At 52.8% G+C, this 15,945-nt stretch carries 15 protein-coding genes; 7 read left to right on the top strand and 8 right to left on the bottom strand.

What is annotated here, in order from left to right; genetic code table 11:
* Nucleotides 1-258: 258 nt before the first annotated feature.
* Nucleotides 259-969 (top strand): transposase, encoded by a 711-nt coding sequence (locus ABTW62_RS01225; protein WP_430902754.1) that lies wholly within the window; start codon nucleotides 259-261, stop codon nucleotides 967-969.
* A 44-nt stretch (nucleotides 970-1,013) separates the two neighbouring features.
* Nucleotides 1,014-1,886 (top strand): polyphosphate kinase 2, encoded by an 873-nt coding sequence (gene ppk2 / locus ABTW62_RS01220; RefSeq protein WP_430902753.1) that lies wholly within the window; start codon nucleotides 1,014-1,016, stop codon nucleotides 1,884-1,886.
* A 193-nt stretch (nucleotides 1,887-2,079) separates the two neighbouring features.
* Here the strand turns inward: ppk2 and ABTW62_RS01215 are convergent, their stop codons facing one another.
* From ABTW62_RS01215 to zigA, 6 genes are all read right to left on the bottom strand, one after another.
* Nucleotides 2,080-4,791, bottom strand: a complete 2,712-nt coding sequence (locus ABTW62_RS01215) for a cation-transporting P-type ATPase (RefSeq protein ID WP_430902752.1) — start codon at nucleotides 4,789-4,791, stop codon at nucleotides 2,080-2,082.
* 963 nt (nucleotides 4,792-5,754) lie between these two features.
* A complete protein-coding gene (locus ABTW62_RS01210; RefSeq protein WP_430902751.1) occupies nucleotides 5,755-6,867 on the bottom strand; it encodes a CobW family GTP-binding protein in 1,113 nt (370 codons plus the stop codon).
* A complete protein-coding gene (dksA, locus tag ABTW62_RS01205; protein ID WP_430902756.1) occupies nucleotides 6,857-7,216 on the bottom strand; it encodes an RNA polymerase-binding protein DksA in 360 nt (119 codons plus the stop codon). Before dksA ends, ABTW62_RS01210 begins: the two co-directional genes overlap by 11 nt.
* Before the next feature lie 257 nt (nucleotides 7,217-7,473).
* Nucleotides 7,474-7,938, bottom strand: a complete 465-nt coding sequence (locus ABTW62_RS01200; protein WP_430902750.1) for a Fur family transcriptional regulator — start codon at nucleotides 7,936-7,938, stop codon at nucleotides 7,474-7,476.
* 197 nt (nucleotides 7,939-8,135) lie between these two features.
* Nucleotides 8,136-8,765, bottom strand: coding sequence for a DUF1826 domain-containing protein (locus ABTW62_RS01195; protein ID WP_430902749.1), 630 nt, complete (start codon nucleotides 8,763-8,765; stop codon nucleotides 8,136-8,138).
* A 1-nt stretch (nucleotide 8,766) separates the two neighbouring features.
* The gene (gene zigA, locus ABTW62_RS01190; protein ID WP_430902748.1) at nucleotides 8,767-10,011 is read right to left on the bottom strand and encodes a zinc metallochaperone GTPase ZigA; all 1,245 of its coding nucleotides are present in this window, start codon (nucleotides 10,009-10,011) and stop codon (nucleotides 8,767-8,769) included.
* Nucleotides 10,012-10,194: 183 nt separating this feature from the next.
* Between zigA and ABTW62_RS01185 the strand changes: the two genes are divergently transcribed.
* The 5 genes from ABTW62_RS01185 to ABTW62_RS01165 all read left to right on the top strand — a co-directional run bounded on the left by ABTW62_RS01185 (nucleotide 10,195) and on the right by ABTW62_RS01165 (nucleotide 13,966).
* On the top strand, nucleotides 10,195-10,335 hold the full coding sequence (locus ABTW62_RS01185) for a hypothetical protein (protein ID WP_430902747.1): 141 nt from the start codon (nucleotides 10,195-10,197) through the stop codon (nucleotides 10,333-10,335).
* A gap of 85 nt (nucleotides 10,336-10,420) precedes the next feature.
* Complete coding sequence (locus ABTW62_RS01180; protein WP_430902746.1) at nucleotides 10,421-11,095, top strand: DUF1007 family protein; 675 nt, start codon at nucleotides 10,421-10,423, stop codon at nucleotides 11,093-11,095.
* Nucleotides 11,092-12,048, top strand: a complete 957-nt coding sequence (locus ABTW62_RS01175) for a nickel/cobalt transporter (RefSeq protein ID WP_430902745.1) — start codon at nucleotides 11,092-11,094, stop codon at nucleotides 12,046-12,048. The genes ABTW62_RS01180 and ABTW62_RS01175 overlap by 4 nt, the downstream gene beginning before the upstream one ends.
* Before the next feature lie 260 nt (nucleotides 12,049-12,308).
* Entirely contained in the window at nucleotides 12,309-12,962 is a 654-nt protein-coding gene (locus tag ABTW62_RS01170) for an OmpA family protein (protein WP_430902744.1), read from the top strand.
* A 47-nt stretch (nucleotides 12,963-13,009) separates the two neighbouring features.
* The gene (locus tag ABTW62_RS01165; protein WP_430902743.1) at nucleotides 13,010-13,966 is read left to right on the top strand and encodes a S49 family peptidase; all 957 of its coding nucleotides are present in this window, start codon (nucleotides 13,010-13,012) and stop codon (nucleotides 13,964-13,966) included.
* A gap of 20 nt (nucleotides 13,967-13,986) precedes the next feature.
* Here the strand turns inward: ABTW62_RS01165 and rfbD are convergent, their stop codons facing one another.
* Together rfbD and rfbB are read right to left on the bottom strand one after the other, a co-directional pair.
* Entirely contained in the window at nucleotides 13,987-14,886 is a 900-nt protein-coding gene (gene rfbD, locus ABTW62_RS01160; RefSeq protein ID WP_430902742.1) for a dTDP-4-dehydrorhamnose reductase, read from the bottom strand.
* Nucleotides 14,883-15,941 (bottom strand): dTDP-glucose 4,6-dehydratase, encoded by a 1,059-nt coding sequence (gene rfbB, locus ABTW62_RS01155; protein ID WP_430902741.1) that lies wholly within the window; start codon nucleotides 15,939-15,941, stop codon nucleotides 14,883-14,885. Before rfbB ends, rfbD begins: the two co-directional genes overlap by 4 nt.
* Between the last annotated feature and the right edge of the window lie 4 nt (nucleotides 15,942-15,945).

Below are 15,945 nucleotides of genomic sequence, written 5' to 3'. Positions count from 1 at the left end.
GACTTTATCCTATGCCGAAGTGGAAGACTCAAGCTGGGAGCCGGATGGTGTAACACTCCAAGTCCGGTTCTGCGAGGAGCCGGGGACGAACCGATGCATGGTCGAGATACTGTGGCACCGCCGGGAAACCAGGCGGCAAACAGAGAAAACAAACTTCAGCCTAACCGTCGGCAAGGAACCGGCTTACTCTCCGAGTAGAATTAACATTTGCTATCCTTTACAGTCTACAGCGTCAATTTGAAGAATCGCGGGCAATAAATGGCAAGATTATCGAGAGTGTGTCCGGTTGGTGTACCTCAGCATGTTATACAGCGAGGCAATAATCGGCAGGTTTGTTTTGCCGACAAACAATATTTTTCAGCCTATGCACATTGGTTACAAGAGGCGTCGAGGAAATATCAGGTCGACGTGCATGCATGGGTATTCATGACCAATCATATCCATCTACTCTGCACGCCCCGGGTGGAGAATGCGGTCAGTCGCATGATGCAGACACTGGGGAGGCAGTATGTGCGTTACTTTAATTTCCGCTATCAGCGAACAGGAACCCTTTGGGAAGGGCGATACAGGTCCTGCCTGGTTCAGGAGGAAATTTACCTCCTGGAGCTTTATCGTTACATCGAGCTGAATCCTGTCCGGGCTGGTATAGTGGAGCAGCCGTCTGACTATGTTTGGTCGAGCTATACTATCAATGCATTGGGCAAAGCCTCCGAGCTATGCACGCCGCATGCACTGTATAGGGCGTTAGGCAATGAAGAAAGCGAACGGCAAGCCAGCTACCGGCAATTATTCAAGCAACATGTCGAAGGAGAATTATTGACAGAGATTCGGAAAACGCTGAACAAAGGGCTGGCGCTGGGCAATGAACGATTTAAAGTGGAAATCGAAAAGTTGACGGGTAAGCGGGTAACGGCCAGAAAGGCAGGTCGACCTGTCGGCTGGCGGAAGAAAGATACGGTGCACAAATAGCCCAATATAATATTACTCCGACCCCAATATTAAAGGAGGCAACGATGGAATTACCATTCGATGGAGCAATCACGCACTTTTTCAAGAAAGAAGCCCCGGAGGAGGTACGTGCTGCACTCGAGGATGCTGGCAAGAAGGATGTCCCGAATCCGCGCTACCCTTATCCGTCCGCCATGAAAAAGAAAGACTACAAGACAACATTGAAGGCGCTCCAGATCGAACTGGTGCGGCTGCAGCACTGGGTGCAGGAGAGTGGCGCGCGGGTGGTTATCGTATTCGAGGGACGTGATGCCGCTGGCAAGGGCGGTACGATCAAACGATTCCGGGAGTATCTCAACCCTCGCGGCGCACGTATCGTGGCTTTGCCCAAACCTTCTGAAGTCGAAGCCACGCAATGGTATTTCCAGCGTTATATCAGTCATCTTCCTGCGGCAGGAGAGATCGTATTCTTTGACCGTAGCTGGTACAACCGGGGGGTCGTGGAACATGTTTTTGATTTTTGTACCCCCTCCCAACGTGAACACTGGTTCACACAAGTGGTACCGTTCGAACATATGTTGATTGATGAAGGAATCCGGCTATTCAAGCTATGGATCAACGTCGGTCGCGCGACTCAATTGGAACGGTTCCTGAGCCGTGAAAGAAACCCGCTGAAACAATGGAAGCTCAGCTGGATCGACGTTGAGGGACTGAAACGCTGGGACGCCTATACCGACGCCATTACTGAAACCCTGCACCGCACCCATTCCTCCCAGGCACCTTGGGTAATCGTGCGCGGAGACGACAAAAGGCGCGCGCGAATCAACGCGATTCGTGCGGTGCTGTGCCAGCTTGACTATGATCGCAAAGATCCGGCCTCCGTTTGCGAGGTGGATCCGAAAATCGCAGGTGGGCTGGACTTGCACCGTCATCTCTGAAGCAAGGCAGCCGTAATTGAAAGCTACTTCCGCGCGCAGGTCAGCGGTGTAACCTTTGTCAAACCGCCACAAACAACCTGGCGGGGTATCCATTGCACGAGCTGCGGCTGCGCGACCCTGCCGGCTACGGTATCGGAATCCATGCATGCCTGATACCCGAAGAATTGGCGCATCAGCCTACAGAGGGGGAGCTTTAGCGCCTGACATTTAGCCGTGAGCGTCTGCGGGAAATGGCTTTCTCCCATTCCACGATGTAAAAAACCGCCAACCCAACGCCAAGCGGGATGAGCCAGTGGCGCAATTCTAGTGGTGCAGACCCAAAAGCAACTTGCATAAAAGGTAGATAGACAAATCCAAGTTGTAACAGGATTAACACCCCGACCGCAAACCAGACTACCGAGTTGGTGAATAGCTGATCCAGTCGATAACTCGGTTCATGCATGAACCGACTATTGAACAAGTAGAATGCCTGTGCGCAGACCAGTGTGTTTACCGTGACAGCACGAGCAAGTTCAATCGGCATTTCTAAGCGACGTTCGACAATGAACACCGCGATGGTTGCGCCACCAATGAGAATGGAAACATAGCCAATGCGCCAAAGGAAATGGAGGCCGAGAATGCGTGCATCGGGGGCACGCGGAGGGCGCTGCATGATGCCGGGCTCGGAAGGCTCAAATGCGAGCGCGAGCGCGAGCGTGACAGCGGTGACCATATTGACCCACAGGATCTGCACCGGCGTGAGCGGCAGCACCCAGCCGAAGGATACAGCGATCAGAATGACCAGCGCTTCGGCGCCGTTGGTCGGAAGAATGAACAGAATTGCTTTACGCAGATTGTCATAGATGGTTCGGCCCTCCTCCACCGCGCGCTCGATAGAAGCAAAGTTATCATCCGCGAGCACAATGTCTGCGGCTTCCTTGGTTGCCTCTGTTCCTTTGATGCCCATTGCCACGCCGACATCGGCACGCTTGAGTGCGGGCGCATCATTGACGCCGTCTCCTGTCATGGCGACCACCTCGCCATTTGCCTGCAGTGCCTTGACCAGGCGAAGCTTGTGCTCAGGACTGGTACGGGCAAAGATATCCACCTCGCTGACGAGTCGCTGCAGTTCCTCGTCGCTTGCTTGCTCAAGTTCAGCCCCGGTCACGGCATGATCGTCTTCCGTGATTCCCATCTCGCGGCCAATGGCACAGGCGGTTCCGGCATGATCACCGGTAATCATTTTGACCCGAATGCCAGCCTCACGACAGAGATTGATGGCCTCGATCGCTTCGGGGCGAGGCGGGTCCACAATGCCCACTAGGCCAAGGAAAATCATTTCTTCTTCCAGATCGCTGATGCCGAGATCGGCCTTGTCGTCCGGCGCCTCCCGCATGGCGGCAGCAAGAATGCGAAGTCCCTGACCGCTGAGCGTTTCGATCCAGCCGTTCCAGTAATCACAGTCTAGTGTTTCGAGCTTGCCTGACGTTCCGCGCTGGTGTGAACAAAATTCAAAGAGCCGGTCCGGTGCGCCTTTCATGAAGATTCGTACACCACCACCGGGCAGGCGATTGCATGTTGCCATGAATTTATTGTCTGACTCGAAGGGAATGGTGGCAATGCGGTCATAGTTGCGGTGGTCAAAACCGGCCTTCTCAGCGAGCGTGCACAGCGCCCCTTCAGTCGGTTCGCCGATGACAATCCAATGACCCTCCTTGTGCTTGATCTCGGAATCATTGCAGACCGACATCGCTTCGATCACGGCATGCAGATCCCCATTGGCTTCCAGGGGAGCGTATTCCCCATCGAAGGTTATTTTCCCATCCGGCGCGTAGCCGATTCCACTGACCTGATACTCGCGGTGGTGAGTAATAACCTGCCGGGCGGTCATTTCGTTGCGAGTGAGCGTACCGGTTTTGTCGGAGCAAATCACGGTAACCGAACCGAGTGTTTCTACTGAGGCAAGCTGACGAGTGATGGCATTGCGCTTTGCCATACTCTGCACCCCGATAGCCAGCGTGATGGTAAGAATGGCGGGCAATCCCTCCGGGATGGCGGCAACGGCAAAACCGATAGCGGCAAAGAACAGCTCTGGCAATGAGTAGTCATGCAGCACCCAACCCAGTCCAAACATGAGTACAGCCATCCCGAGGATGACAAATGACAGCGTTTTGGAAAAGGCTGCCATCTGCCGGGTCAGCGGTGTTGCCAGGGTTTCCACTTCGGCAATCATGCGGTTGATTTTTCCGATTTCGGTTTCGGCCCCGGTTGACGTCACGATCCCTGTGCCACGGCCACCTGTGACAATCGCTCCTGAAAAGGCCATACTGAAACGATCTCCCACCCCGGCATTTTCAGCCACCGGATCGGTTTGCTTGTCGGAAGGGATAGATTCTCCTGTTAACGCCGATTCTTCGATACGTAGATTGTTGGCATTCAAGAGTCGCAGATCAGCGGGTACGCGATCACCCGAGCGCAGTCGCACCAGATCACCCGGCACAAGGTCTTCGGCATCGACTTCTTTCCATTCACCCTCGCGCCTGACCTGGGCATGAGCGGAAAGCATCTTGCGTATCCCTTCGAGCGCCTCCTCGGCCTTGCCCTCCTGAATCAGGCCAATGATGGCATTGATCACCACAACTGCCATGATGACAAGGGTATCGATCCAGTGGCCTAGCGCTGCGGTAATCACTGCAGCGCCGATAAGAATGTATATCAGGGTATCGTGAAAATGTTTAAAAAAACGCTTGATCAGACTGTCCTTGTCCGCAACCGGCAACCGGTTGGATCCTACCAATTCGATTCGCTCTCTGGCTTCTGCCTCGGTCAGTCCGTCTGGTCCGCTTCCCAGCTTCTCGGAGACTTCCTTGCCCGGAAGGGCATGTACATGGTTAAGTTTGTAAGGATGGTTGGTTGATTCACTCATTGGTTTCACCTTCTTCTTTTAGGGCTTCATGCATGCGTTTTGCCGTCGACAACCGTTTCTGAAAACGATCACGCGAAACAATGAAGCGAATGCCGTGCTTGTTTTACCCGCCGACAATTCCGGCAAGAATTGCCGATTGCTGCCAAAATGACGCGTGGCCACCGTGTTGCGGGAAGAAAGTGGCTTTCAGTGATTAAGGTTGTGTTTTAAGGATACCCTCATCAAGCCGATCTTGCGAGTTTCCGAACTATGCACGCCGCATGCACTGTATAGGCGCTAGGAGGCTGTCCGAGAATAGCGATCGTAGCGAAGGCGAGGCTGGTTGAGCGGGATTTTTCGATCATTTGAGGCGAATAGTCGTTCTATTCAACGAAAAGGATCGAAAAATCCCGCCAGCCAGAATCGTCCGCAGTAGATCAGTCTCGGACAGCCTCCTAGGCAATGAAGAAAGCGAACGGCAGGTCAGATACCCGCAATTATCCAAGCAACATGTCGAAGGAGAATTATTGACAGAGATTCGACAAACGCTGAACAAAGGGCTGGCGCTGAGCAATGAACGATTTAAAGTATAAAGTAGAAATCGAAAAATTGACGGGTAGGCGGATAACAGCCAGAAAGGCAGGTCGACCTGTCGGCTAGCGGAAGAAAGCTAAAGTGCACAAATAGCCCAATATAATTTCACTCTGACCCCAATGATTTGCGGGCTCAGTGCCCTGCCGCAGGCACTGAGCCGAGACCCTTTATCGCAGTCCCAAAAACGACAAGATTACCAGGATGATGACGACCAGGCCGACGATGTAGATGATGTTGTTCATGAAATTACCCTCTGTGTGATGTGTGATTTACTTTTCTTCATTGCTACTTTATTCGTCCTGGCCCGAACGCTCTGTACGGTAGCACACACAAAAGTCCGATAGTCGATAGTCGATAGTCGATAGTTCGATCTTTCCGCCGACTAGCCCATCATCCTGGCTGCTTGTCTGCAAACGCGTTGAATGTGCGTTCAATGACTGATGGTTCGAGATCCCGGGTGATGAAGACAATGCGAGTGGTGCGGTCTTTGCTTGGCCATGCCGCCAGTTCCACAGGGGGATGAAAAATATGTTGTACGCCGTGGATGATGGTAGGGCCGGTACGGTGCTTCAGGTTTACGATTCCCTTGACGCGCAACAAGTTACTGCCTTTGAAGCCGACCAGCAGGCCCAGCCACTGATCGAATAAATCCGGCGTGAGCGGTGCTTCAAAGGTCAGGCAGAATGCCTGAATGCCATGATGTACGGAGTCGTGCGGGGAGGATGACGTATTTTGATGCTGAGCGGAGGGAGTCCGGATCGGATTGCGGTGTTGACGGACAGGTTTGTAGCGTCTGTGAGCCGCTGTGGTAGGTGATTCAGCTGCGAGCCAGGAGAGGATGTCGGGAGATGCCTGCTTGATCGAGAAACGCTGTCCGTCCAGGAATCGATGTGGATCTACGCTGCCGTTGTGAGCAGTGAGTCTTTGCGCGGAGGGATTGAGTGCCGCGAGCTGGTGGGTGAGTTTGGTGAATTGTTCGGCAGTCGCGAGATCGTGCTTGGTGACGACCAGATAGTCGGCGATAGCGACCTGTTTTGCTGCTTCCGGATGCTGTGACAGAGTTTCAATGCCGTTGGCGCAATCGACTGCGGTAATCAAGGCATCGAGTTGATAGCGCCTGGCCAGGGTTTCATCGGTCATGAGGGTGTGTACGATCGATGCCGGGTCGGCCAGGCCGGTTGTTTCGATTACGACCCGGTTGAATTGTCGTTTGCCGTTGCGGGAGAAGCGCCACGTGACCTGTTTGAGGGTTGTACTGAGGTCACGTCGAATATTGCAGCATACACAGCCGTTTTCCAGTGTGACAACCATGTTTTCATCGCTATGGGTAACGAGTAAGTGATCGAGGCTGGTTTCACCGAATTCATTGATGATGACCAGCGTGTCGCTTAATTCGGGTTGCTTGATCAAGTGGTTGAGTAGTGTCGTTTTGCCGCTACCCAGAAATCCGGACAGTACCCAGACCGGAACGAGGTCGTGTGCTGGTTTGGAATCAGTGGTCATATTGACGGTGCTTCAGTTCGCGACGTTCTTGGGCTTCGAGGCAAAGACTAGCGGTCGGGCGCGCCAGCAATCTGGGAATGCCAATTGGCTCTCCCGTTTCTTGGCACCAGCCATATTCTTTGCTCTCAATTCGGGCCAGGGCCTCGTCGATTTTTTTGAGCAGCTTGCGCTCGCGATCCCTGACTCGGAATTCCAGCAGATATTTTTCTTCTGAGCTGGCGCGATCATTGGGGTCCGGGTCGGTTTCGGTATGCTGTATGGACGCCAGTGTTTGCCGGGCATTATCAAGCAGGCTGCGTTTTTCGGCTTCCAGAATTTCCCGGAAAAAGGCAAGTTGCTCGGCGCACATATATTCGCCGGTTGGCACATCTTGTAGCGATCTGCGAGGAGGCGTTGTGGATGTCTCGGGCTTGTTGACTGAAGCATTGCTCATTGCCGGGTCTCCTTGGTGGTTTGCTGTGCTTGCTGGCATTTATTCAGGGCGGGCTGGTTGACGTTCAGGATAATCTCTCGTCAGTTTTCATGCGCCAGTGGTGCTCGGTGCAGTGTCGCCAATCTTCAAATCTTGTAGGCATGTTCATCTCCAGGCAGGAAAATGCGTTCCAGTCACTGCGCATGGCCGCGGCATTGTGCGCACAGGCCATGCAATTCCAGTTGATGGCTGGACAGGGTAAAACCGGTATGCGCTATGCTGTGCTTCAATTCGGAAATAATGCGTTTCTTGATGCCGACTTCTTTGACAGTGTGGCAACGATCGCAAATCAAGAACTGCGGGATCTCGTGTGGATGATCGCAGGTAATATGTGCACAGGCCACATAACGATTGGCTGTTTCCAGCTTATGCACCAGTTTTTCCTGAATCAGGAAATTCATGATCCGGTAGACGGACATGACCGGCAGCGTTTCGTTGAATTTTATTTTGTATTGCTCGGCAATTTCGTAGGCCGAGAGTGGCACTGATGCAGTCAGCAGCACCAGAAGCGTGTGTTTGCGTTTGGGCGTGAGCTTGACGCCGGTTGATATACAGATCTCTTCAGTCTTCCTGATAATTTGATCGATATCCGCAGACATATCGTCTGATCTCCATAAAATGTAAACTGTTGGGCAGATTTTTTATCTCAGCCGACAATGCATAGTCATGCCGCCGGCAGTCGATGGCAAATGCCTGTAAGTATATAGGCCTTGACCACCGATTCGCGATTTGTCAATGTGGCGGCGCTGTGGTGCGCTGTGTTTAGGAGCATGCTTGAGAAATTTGGCATGCCTGATCAGGTGGCGGGTTCGGCCCAGTCCAGTGTCAGCAGCACCCGGCTTTTTTGAGGCGGTAACGAGGGTGAGCGATGAATGGCGCCCCGGTCCTGGTTGGCGGTCCAAGCTTTGCCTTTGAGCAAGGCGACTTCGCCAGCCAGCAGCGTGTGTACGCTATCTGTCTGGGGCGATAGATCATCGTTGCGCGCCAACCATTCGGTGCCCTGACCGGCATAGGTCGTGATCAATCGGCAGGGTACTTGATCGACATGAAAGCGCGGGCACATGGTTTTGTTCAGTACATGTAATCTTAGGCCAATGGTTTCCAGTTCAAACAGGCAGGCAAACATATCCACTATGCTTGAGACATCTTGTATGAAGTGGTGTCTAGTGTCGTGCTGGGGAAGCGATGCCTCCAGTAAGGATTCCACCTGCTGCAAGCCTACACATTGTGTCAATTGAAAGCCAATCTGTTCTCGCTGCAAAAAGTTTGCATACTGTTGTACCTCTATTTCCAGTGCGCGCCTGAAGACAGACATTTGAATGTCTTTGTCATAGATACGCGCCAATACGCCGGGTTCATGGCCGGCGACAAAGCCAGCGATGGGCTGCAAGTCTGGATTGTCGATTGATAGGGCTGCTTGCGGCATGTTAATCTCCCTCCCAGTCTGGAAATGGATCTTCCAGCGTTGACCAATAGTTCTGGCCGGCCTGTAATTCAGCGTCAGTCAGCAGGCATGCGTCCAGCTGTTGGCAAATGCTTTCGCGATCAAGCTGTTGACCGATAAAAACCAGCTCTTGCCTCCTGTCACCAAATGGTTGCTGCCATTTTTCATGAATCGATTCGAGATATTCCTCGTTTTCGGGCCATTGGTCCCTGGGTACGGCGCTCCAGAACAATCCGGCAAACCCATATCGGGCAATGCCACCCGCCTGATTCCATTGGCCGGCGTAGTCTGGTCGGCTGGCTAACCAGAAAAATCCTTTGGAACGCAATAATTTGCCTTGCGGCCAGGTTTGGTGGAGAAAGTCATGGAACTTGTGTGGATGAAAGGGTTTTCTGGCCGTGTAAGTGAAGCTGCCGATGCCATACTCTTCAGTTTCGGGGGTATGCTCCCCACGCATTTCCTTGAGCCAGCCCGGCGCTTGTTGTGCGTGTTCGAAACTGAATTTGCGGGTATTCAGCAGCCTGGTGACATCAATCTGGCCATTGCTGGCCAGTAGGATTTCTGCCTGGGTGTTAAGGGCGCGCAAGATGTTCTGTAGACGGTCGAGTTCGTGCTCCGATACGAGATCAGTCTTGGTGATCACGATGATATCGCAGAATTCGACCTGATCGATCAAGAGATCGGCGACACTGCGTTCATCTTCTTCTCCCAGGGTTTCCCCGGCTTCCTGCAGTGTCTTGGCTTCTTCAAAATCCGTGAGAAAATTCGCGGCATCGACTACGGTTACCATGGTGTCCAGTCGGGCGATATCCGAGAGACTGACGCCATTTTCGTCTGCGAAGGTGAAGGTTTCAGCGATGGGTAACGGTTCTGAAATCCCCGTGGATTCGATGACGAGATAGTCAAATTGGCGTGCCTGGGCAAGCTTTTGTACTTCGATCAACAGATCCTCACGCAAGGTGCAGCAAATGCAGCCGTTGTGCATTTGTATCAGTTTCTGTTGCGCGCGATTGAGCGAGATTTCCCGTTCGACTAACGAGCCATCAATGTTGATCTCGCTCATATCGTTGACGATCACGGCCACACGCAAGCCGGCACGGTTGGACAGGATGTGATTGAGTAAAGTTGTTTTGCCTGCGCCCAGAAATCCCGAGAGTACCGTCACCGGCAGGCGGTGCGGGAGGGGTGAAATCATGTTGGCTGCGGCATGCTGGGTGGGTTGTGACATGTGTCGCTCCAAGTAATATCTGTTATGTTATAACATAACATATCTGAGTCAAGAAAGCATGGGTAAGTTGATGTCGGATTTGCGCGTCGGACAGGCGGATGGAGCGAGCAGGATGCAGCCTTCTTTCATTTTGCAGCGAGGGCGCTTTGATCTGCGGTCAGTGACCGATGCTGGGAAACTTAATTGGCCGAATGTGATCTTTTTGATGGGCTATGGCGCGCGGTTGTTAAAGTCGCAGGGCAGGGCGCAACCGACAATTGCCATCCACAGCCATGGCTGATTGTGGCGAAGATGAGCAAGAAAGTGCACCTTGCCGAAGCGTGAGCTGAGCGGGGTGCCGTATCCATTAATTGAAAAACAATGTGCCACAATACTGGTACGCTGGTCTGAATGTTTAAATCGTGAGGCGATGATGGTGATACAAAAAAGTATTCTTGCTTGTTGCGTTGGATGGATCACGATGATTCCGCCTTGCGGGGCGCATCCGCACAATTGGGTGACCATGCGCAGTGAGTTTGTGGCGAATGATGAGGGTGAGCTGGTGGCGATCAATCAGACATGGCGATTCGACTTCTTTTTTTCAGCCATTCTGATTGCGGAAACAGTAAACGAGTGGCAGCAACCACTCCCCAAGGCGCTCGAATTCGAGGCGCGTCGTATGGTTCAGAATCTGGCGCCGTATCAGTATTTCTCGGTACTTTTGGTAAACGAGCGAGAGTTTCAGCTTCCCGCACCGGATCGCTATGCTTTGCAAGTGGCTAAATCAGAAGGGCAGGAGTTTCTGGAGCTGACTATGCATTTTCAGATGACGCAGCGTCCTGTGCTGGCAGGCAGCACCGTGAGTTGGTCGGTTTATGATCCAACCTATTACATTGCGTATAGTCATGAGCATGCGGACAATGTCACGATCCGGCATGCCTCGAACCTGTCTTGCAGTCAGCAACTCAAATTGCCGAAACTGACTGAGGAGTTGATCGCCTATGCCTTCTCGCTCGATCAGACTGAGCGGGATACGGATGGGCTTGGGCGGGCATTTGCGGAAAAAATACTGATAGCGTGTGAAAGGCAGGGAGAAGTGCGATGAATCATTGGGTCGATGGAATGCATCTGAAAAAATACTGGCTCTGGTCTGTCATGTTGGTGGGCGTGGGGCTGCTGGTCTCGCTGATCCCTTGGTCTGAGGTGCCAAGCGCGATCGCGGCCTTGCAGAAGCAGCTCCACCTGCGATTGACCACGCATATTTCTCAAGTGGAAGCGTCTCCCTGGCGTTATGGAACGAGTCTGATCCTGGTCAGTTTTCTCTATGGTGTATTTCACGCCATTGGTCCAGGTCATGGCAAGGCGGTTATCGTCGGTTATTTGGGTACTCAGAAAAACGAGCAGATTGTCCATGGGATTAAAATCTCATTTATTGCTTCGATGTTGCAGGCAATAGTCGCGATCATGCTGGTAACGGGTCTTTTTCAGCTGTTGAATCTATCGCTTGCTAGTGTCAAGCAATATGGGGCGAAAATCGAAATGGCCAGTTATCTGCTGGTTATTCTGCTGGGGGTTGTGATCTGCGTGCGTGCCTGGTTGCACTTTTATAAGCGGCGGATGCCGAATCATCAGCATACCCACACCCATGCCGATCATGGGCATGCCTGCGGTTGTCAGCATAGCTATGTGCCTGATGCCAGGCAGGACATCAGGCAAAGAGGCTTGGTCATTTTGTCGATGGGGTTGCGGCCATGTACCGGTGCCTTGATCGTGCTGATGTATGCTTATGTCGTCAAGGTCGAGATTTTTGGAATCGCGGCCACACTGGCCATGGGAGTGGGAACGGGAATGACAGTTGCCATGCTGGCCTATCTCACCATCATCTTCAGGGACCGGTTGTTGAAGTGGATAGAGCGGAATGATCGAATGAAGTCGGGGGTGCAACTGTTTCTGGTTCCCGGTTTGATGTTGTTTGGCGGCGTGTTGTTGATTACGCTGGGGTCATCCTTGCTGTGGGTGACCCATGCTGCTGCCCCAATTGGGCATCCGTTGCTCTGATTTGCTTGACATGTCGGGAGTGGATGGCAGATTATCCTTTTTGATGCGTTTGCTGGAGTACAATCTGCTAGGAGGCTGTCCGAGAATAGACTGATCTACTGCGGACGAGCCTGATTGGCCGGATTTTTCGATCCTTTTCGTTGAATAGAACGACTATTCGCCTCAAATGATCGAAAAATCCCGCTCAACCAGCCTCGCCCTCGCTACGATCGCTATTCTCGGACAGCCTCCTAGTCAAACTAATAATAAGGGGAATTGCTATGAATCATATCAGAATGGTAGCTGTTGCATTGGCTGGGAGCATGATCGCTGGTTGTGCCGATATGACTGCAACCCAGCGGGGAACCGGCCAAGGGACTTTGATAGGCGCGGGTACGGGTGCAGCGATTGGCGCCTTGGCGGGTGGCGGGAAAGGTGCCGCGATTGGTGCCGGCGCAGGCGCTGCAGTGGGTGCTGGTGCCGGTTACCTTTGGTCTCAGCGCATGGAGGAGCAGAGAAGACAAATGGCGGCCGCGACAGCGGGCACCGGCGTTATGGTTTCGCAGACACCGGATAACCGTTTGATGCTGAATATTCCCAGCGATATTTCATTCGATACTGGCAGCGCCCGGATCAAGCCGAATTTTCAGCCAATTCTGGACAGCTTTGCTACCAGCCTGCTGAATAATCGCGGCACTCAAGTCACGATTATTGGCCACACCGATAGCACCGGCACCGATGCCGTCAACAATCCGTTGTCCTTCAACCGTGCGGGCAGTACCCGTGATTATCTGGTCAGCCGGGGTGTGCCCTATCAGCGTATCCAGGTCGATGGTCGGGGTTCATATCAGCCCGTCGCCCCGAATGACACGCCAGCCAATCGTGCCAGAAATCGACGGGTTGAAATTTTTGTTAACGAAACACCCAACAACTGATTGGGTTTTTGGGCCGACTGAATTTTAAGGATGAATGTTTTCCGCTTATGACTGACTCAGACAATTCGAATAAGGATCAATGGGAGAAAGAAACGCTGCAGAAATTGGTGTTCACTTCCTTGAGAGAGCAACGCCGGGCACGTCTCTGGAGTATTTTTTTTCGTTTACTGACCTTTTCCTACTTGTTTATCCTGCTTTTTTGGGGGTTGGGCTGGCTGGATACCGAAACCGTGGGCGTGACAGAAAAACATACGGCAGTGGTCGATTTGCGCGGAGAGATTACGCCCGATAGCTTGAACAGTGCGGATAATATCAAAGCCAGCCTGAAAAAAGCATTCAAGGATCGCAATACTGCCGGCGTTATTCTGCGGATCAACAGTCCAGGTGGCAGCCCGGTTCAGGCCGGATTGATCAATGATGAGATTGTCAGGTTGCGCGCACTTTATCCGGAAACGCCGTTGTATGCAGTCATCGAGGATATCTGTGCTTCAGGCGGTTATTATGTGGCGGTTGCGGCGGATAAAATTTTTGTGGACAAGGCGAGCATCGTCGGTTCGGTCGGCGTGATCATGGACGGGTTCGGTTTCACCGGCACACTCGAAAAACTGGGTGTTGAGCGTCGTTTGTTGACAGCTGGAGAAAACAAAGGATTTCTCGATCCTTTTCTGCCTGCCAATCCTAGACAGAGAGAACATGCCCAGTCAATGCTGCGGGAGATTCATCAGCAGTTTATTCAGGTTGTGCAGCAGGGAAGGGGTGACCGTTTAAAGGATCATCCCGATATTTTTAGTGGCATGATCTGGACCGGCGAGCAAGGCATCGAATTGGGTCTGGTCGATGCACTCGGCAGTGCCGACTATGTTGCCCGGGAAATCATTCAGGCCGAGCGTGTCGTCGATTTCACTGCGAGGGAAGGGTTGATGGAACGCTTTACCAGACGCTTTGGTCGGGTCGTGGCTTCCAGCTTGCTGGCTGAAACCAGTGGAGAACTGCGCCTGCGATAGAGAAAATCAGGCCATTCTGTTTATTGTGGGGGGAGTAGTTCGGTCAGCATGCGAGTGACTCCGGTTTGCCAAGGCGGCAAGTGCAGCTGGAAGGTATGGCGGAATTTTTCCGTATTGAGGCGCGAGTTGAGCGGGCGCTTGGCTGCAGCGGCAAAGGCCTCGGTCTGGACGGGAATGATTGCATCGGGTTGCACCTTGATTGGCAGACAGTGCTCGCGGCAAAAATCCAACACGAAACAGGCATAGTTGTACCAGGAAGCCTCGCCATTGGCCGTCACATGATACAAACCCGATAATTCGGGTTGTTCAAGGAGTCGCGGGACGATCTGTGCCGTGACATCCGCCAGCAATTCGGCGCCGGTCGGTGCGCCGATCTGGTCGTCGATGACCGTTAATTGCGTGCGTTCGCGCGCCAGGCGCAAGATGGTTTTTGCGAAATTCTGCCCCTGGGCAGCGTATACCCAGCTGGTACGCAAAATAATGTGTTTGCAGCCTGCTTGCTGGATCAGCGCCTCTCCCTGACGCTTGCTTAAACCATAGACATTGACCGGTGAGGTGGGATCGGTTTCAGTCCAGGAACGATTTCCCTTGCCATCAAACACATAGTCCGTGGAGTAATGGATCAGCCATGCACCAAGGCGTCTGGCTTGCTGCGCCAAGAGGCCGGGCCCTTCGGCATTGATGCGAAATGCCAGATCCGCTTCGCTTTCTGCTTTGTCTACGGCGGTGTACGCCGCGGCGTTAATGATGATGTCGGGTTGAATAGTCTGGAGTGTCCGGGCAATGCCTACCTGGTCAGTCAGATCGCCGCAGTGTGCATGATCCATTTTGTCCAGTGCAATCACTTCGCCCAGCGGGGCCAGGCTGCGTTGCAGCTCCCATCCGACCTGGCCATTTTTTCCGAAGAGTAAAATTTTCACTGGATTGAGCGTCCGTCATAGTTGATCTCGACCCATTTCCGGTAATCACCGGATTGAACATTTGCAACCCAATCCTGATTCTCCAGATACCATCGCACGGTCTTTTCGATGCCTGTGGCGAAGGTCTCGGCAGGCTTCCAGCCAAGTTCACGTTCTATCTTGCGTGCATCGATCGCATATCGGCGATCATGCCCGGGGCGGTCGGTGATAAAAGTGATCAGCGCATGGTAATCTGCCGGCTGGTATGTTTGCAGAATGTCGCAAATGGTATGAACAATCTCAAGGTTCGGTTTTTCATTCCATCCGCCGATATTATAGGTTTCTCCAGGCTGGCCTTGTTCCAGCACGCAGCGAATCGCGCTGCAATGGTCGTTGACATAGAGCCAGTCCCGGATTTGCTGGCCGTCTCCATAAACCGGCAATGGTTTTCCGGCCAATGCATTGGCAATCATCAGCGGAATCAGCTTTTCAGGGAACTGATATGCGCCATAATTATTGGAACAATGCGTCGTCAGTACCGGTAGGCCGTAGGTATGAAAGTAGGCGCGTACCAAACAATCGCTGGCAGCCTTGCTGGCCGAATAGGGACTGTTGGGCCGCAGGCAGTGATTTTCGGTGAAGGCAGGTGCCTGCTGGTCGAGCGAGCCGAAGACTTCATCGGTTGAGACATGCAGGAAGCGGAAATCTATCTTTTGCGGCGGCGTTAGATTTTTCCAGTAATGGTGCGTAGCGTCCAGCAACCGGAATGTGCCCGTGATATTGGTCTGAACGAAATCTTCGGGACCATGAATCGAGCGGTCGACATGGCTCTCCGCTGCCATGTGAATGATGGCGCGCGGCTGATAGCGGTTCAGCAATGCCGTGACTTTCTCTCGATCGCATATATCCCCATGTGTGAAAATATGCTGTGGATTGTCGGCTAGCGATGTCAGGTTTTGTAAATTGCCTGCGTAGGTGAGCTTATCAAGATTGATGATCACCTCGTCGGAATACCTGACCCAGTCTAGGATGAAATTGGTGCCGATAAAGCCAGCGCCCCCTGTTATCAGAATCATGGAT

The organism is Nitrosomonas sp. ANs5 (genome assembly GCF_050584665.1).
Taxonomy (GTDB): Bacteria; Pseudomonadota; Gammaproteobacteria; order Burkholderiales; family Nitrosomonadaceae; genus Nitrosomonas.
The sequence above is the reverse complement of the archived record's forward strand: the minus strand, read 5'-3'. Positions and strand labels throughout refer to the sequence as shown.

Excerpts from the sequence above, each read along its gene's own strand:
- rfbB (WP_430902741.1), bottom strand. The coding sequence starts at position 15,941 with ATGATTCTGATAACAGGGGGCGCTGGCTTTATCGGCACCAATTTCATC.
- ABTW62_RS01210 (WP_430902751.1), bottom strand. The coding sequence starts at position 6,867 with ATGACCACTGATTCCAAACCAGCACACGACCTCGTTCCGGTCTGGGTA.
- ABTW62_RS01175 (WP_430902745.1), top strand. The coding sequence starts at position 11,092 with ATGAATCATTGGGTCGATGGAATGCATCTGAAAAAATACTGGCTCTGG.
- ppk2 (WP_430902753.1), top strand. The coding sequence starts at position 1,014 with ATGGAATTACCATTCGATGGAGCAATCACGCACTTTTTCAAGAAAGAA.
- zigA (WP_430902748.1), bottom strand. The coding sequence starts at position 10,011 with ATGTCACAACCCACCCAGCATGCCGCAGCCAACATGATTTCACCCCTC.
- ABTW62_RS01170 (WP_430902744.1), top strand. The coding sequence starts at position 12,309 with ATGAATCATATCAGAATGGTAGCTGTTGCATTGGCTGGGAGCATGATC.
- ABTW62_RS01200 (WP_430902750.1), bottom strand. The coding sequence starts at position 7,938 with ATGTCTGCGGATATCGATCAAATTATCAGGAAGACTGAAGAGATCTGT.
- ABTW62_RS01215 (WP_430902752.1), bottom strand. The coding sequence starts at position 4,791 with ATGAGTGAATCAACCAACCATCCTTACAAACTTAACCATGTACATGCC.
- ABTW62_RS01195 (WP_430902749.1), bottom strand. The coding sequence starts at position 8,765 with ATGCCGCAAGCAGCCCTATCAATCGACAATCCAGACTTGCAGCCCATC.
- ABTW62_RS01225 (WP_430902754.1), top strand. The coding sequence starts at position 259 with ATGGCAAGATTATCGAGAGTGTGTCCGGTTGGTGTACCTCAGCATGTT.
- dksA (WP_430902756.1), bottom strand. The coding sequence starts at position 7,216 with ATGTGCGCCGAGCAACTTGCCTTTTTCCGGGAAATTCTGGAAGCCGAA.
- ABTW62_RS01165 (WP_430902743.1), top strand. The coding sequence starts at position 13,010 with ATGACTGACTCAGACAATTCGAATAAGGATCAATGGGAGAAAGAAACG.
- ABTW62_RS01180 (WP_430902746.1), top strand. The coding sequence starts at position 10,421 with ATGATGGTGATACAAAAAAGTATTCTTGCTTGTTGCGTTGGATGGATC.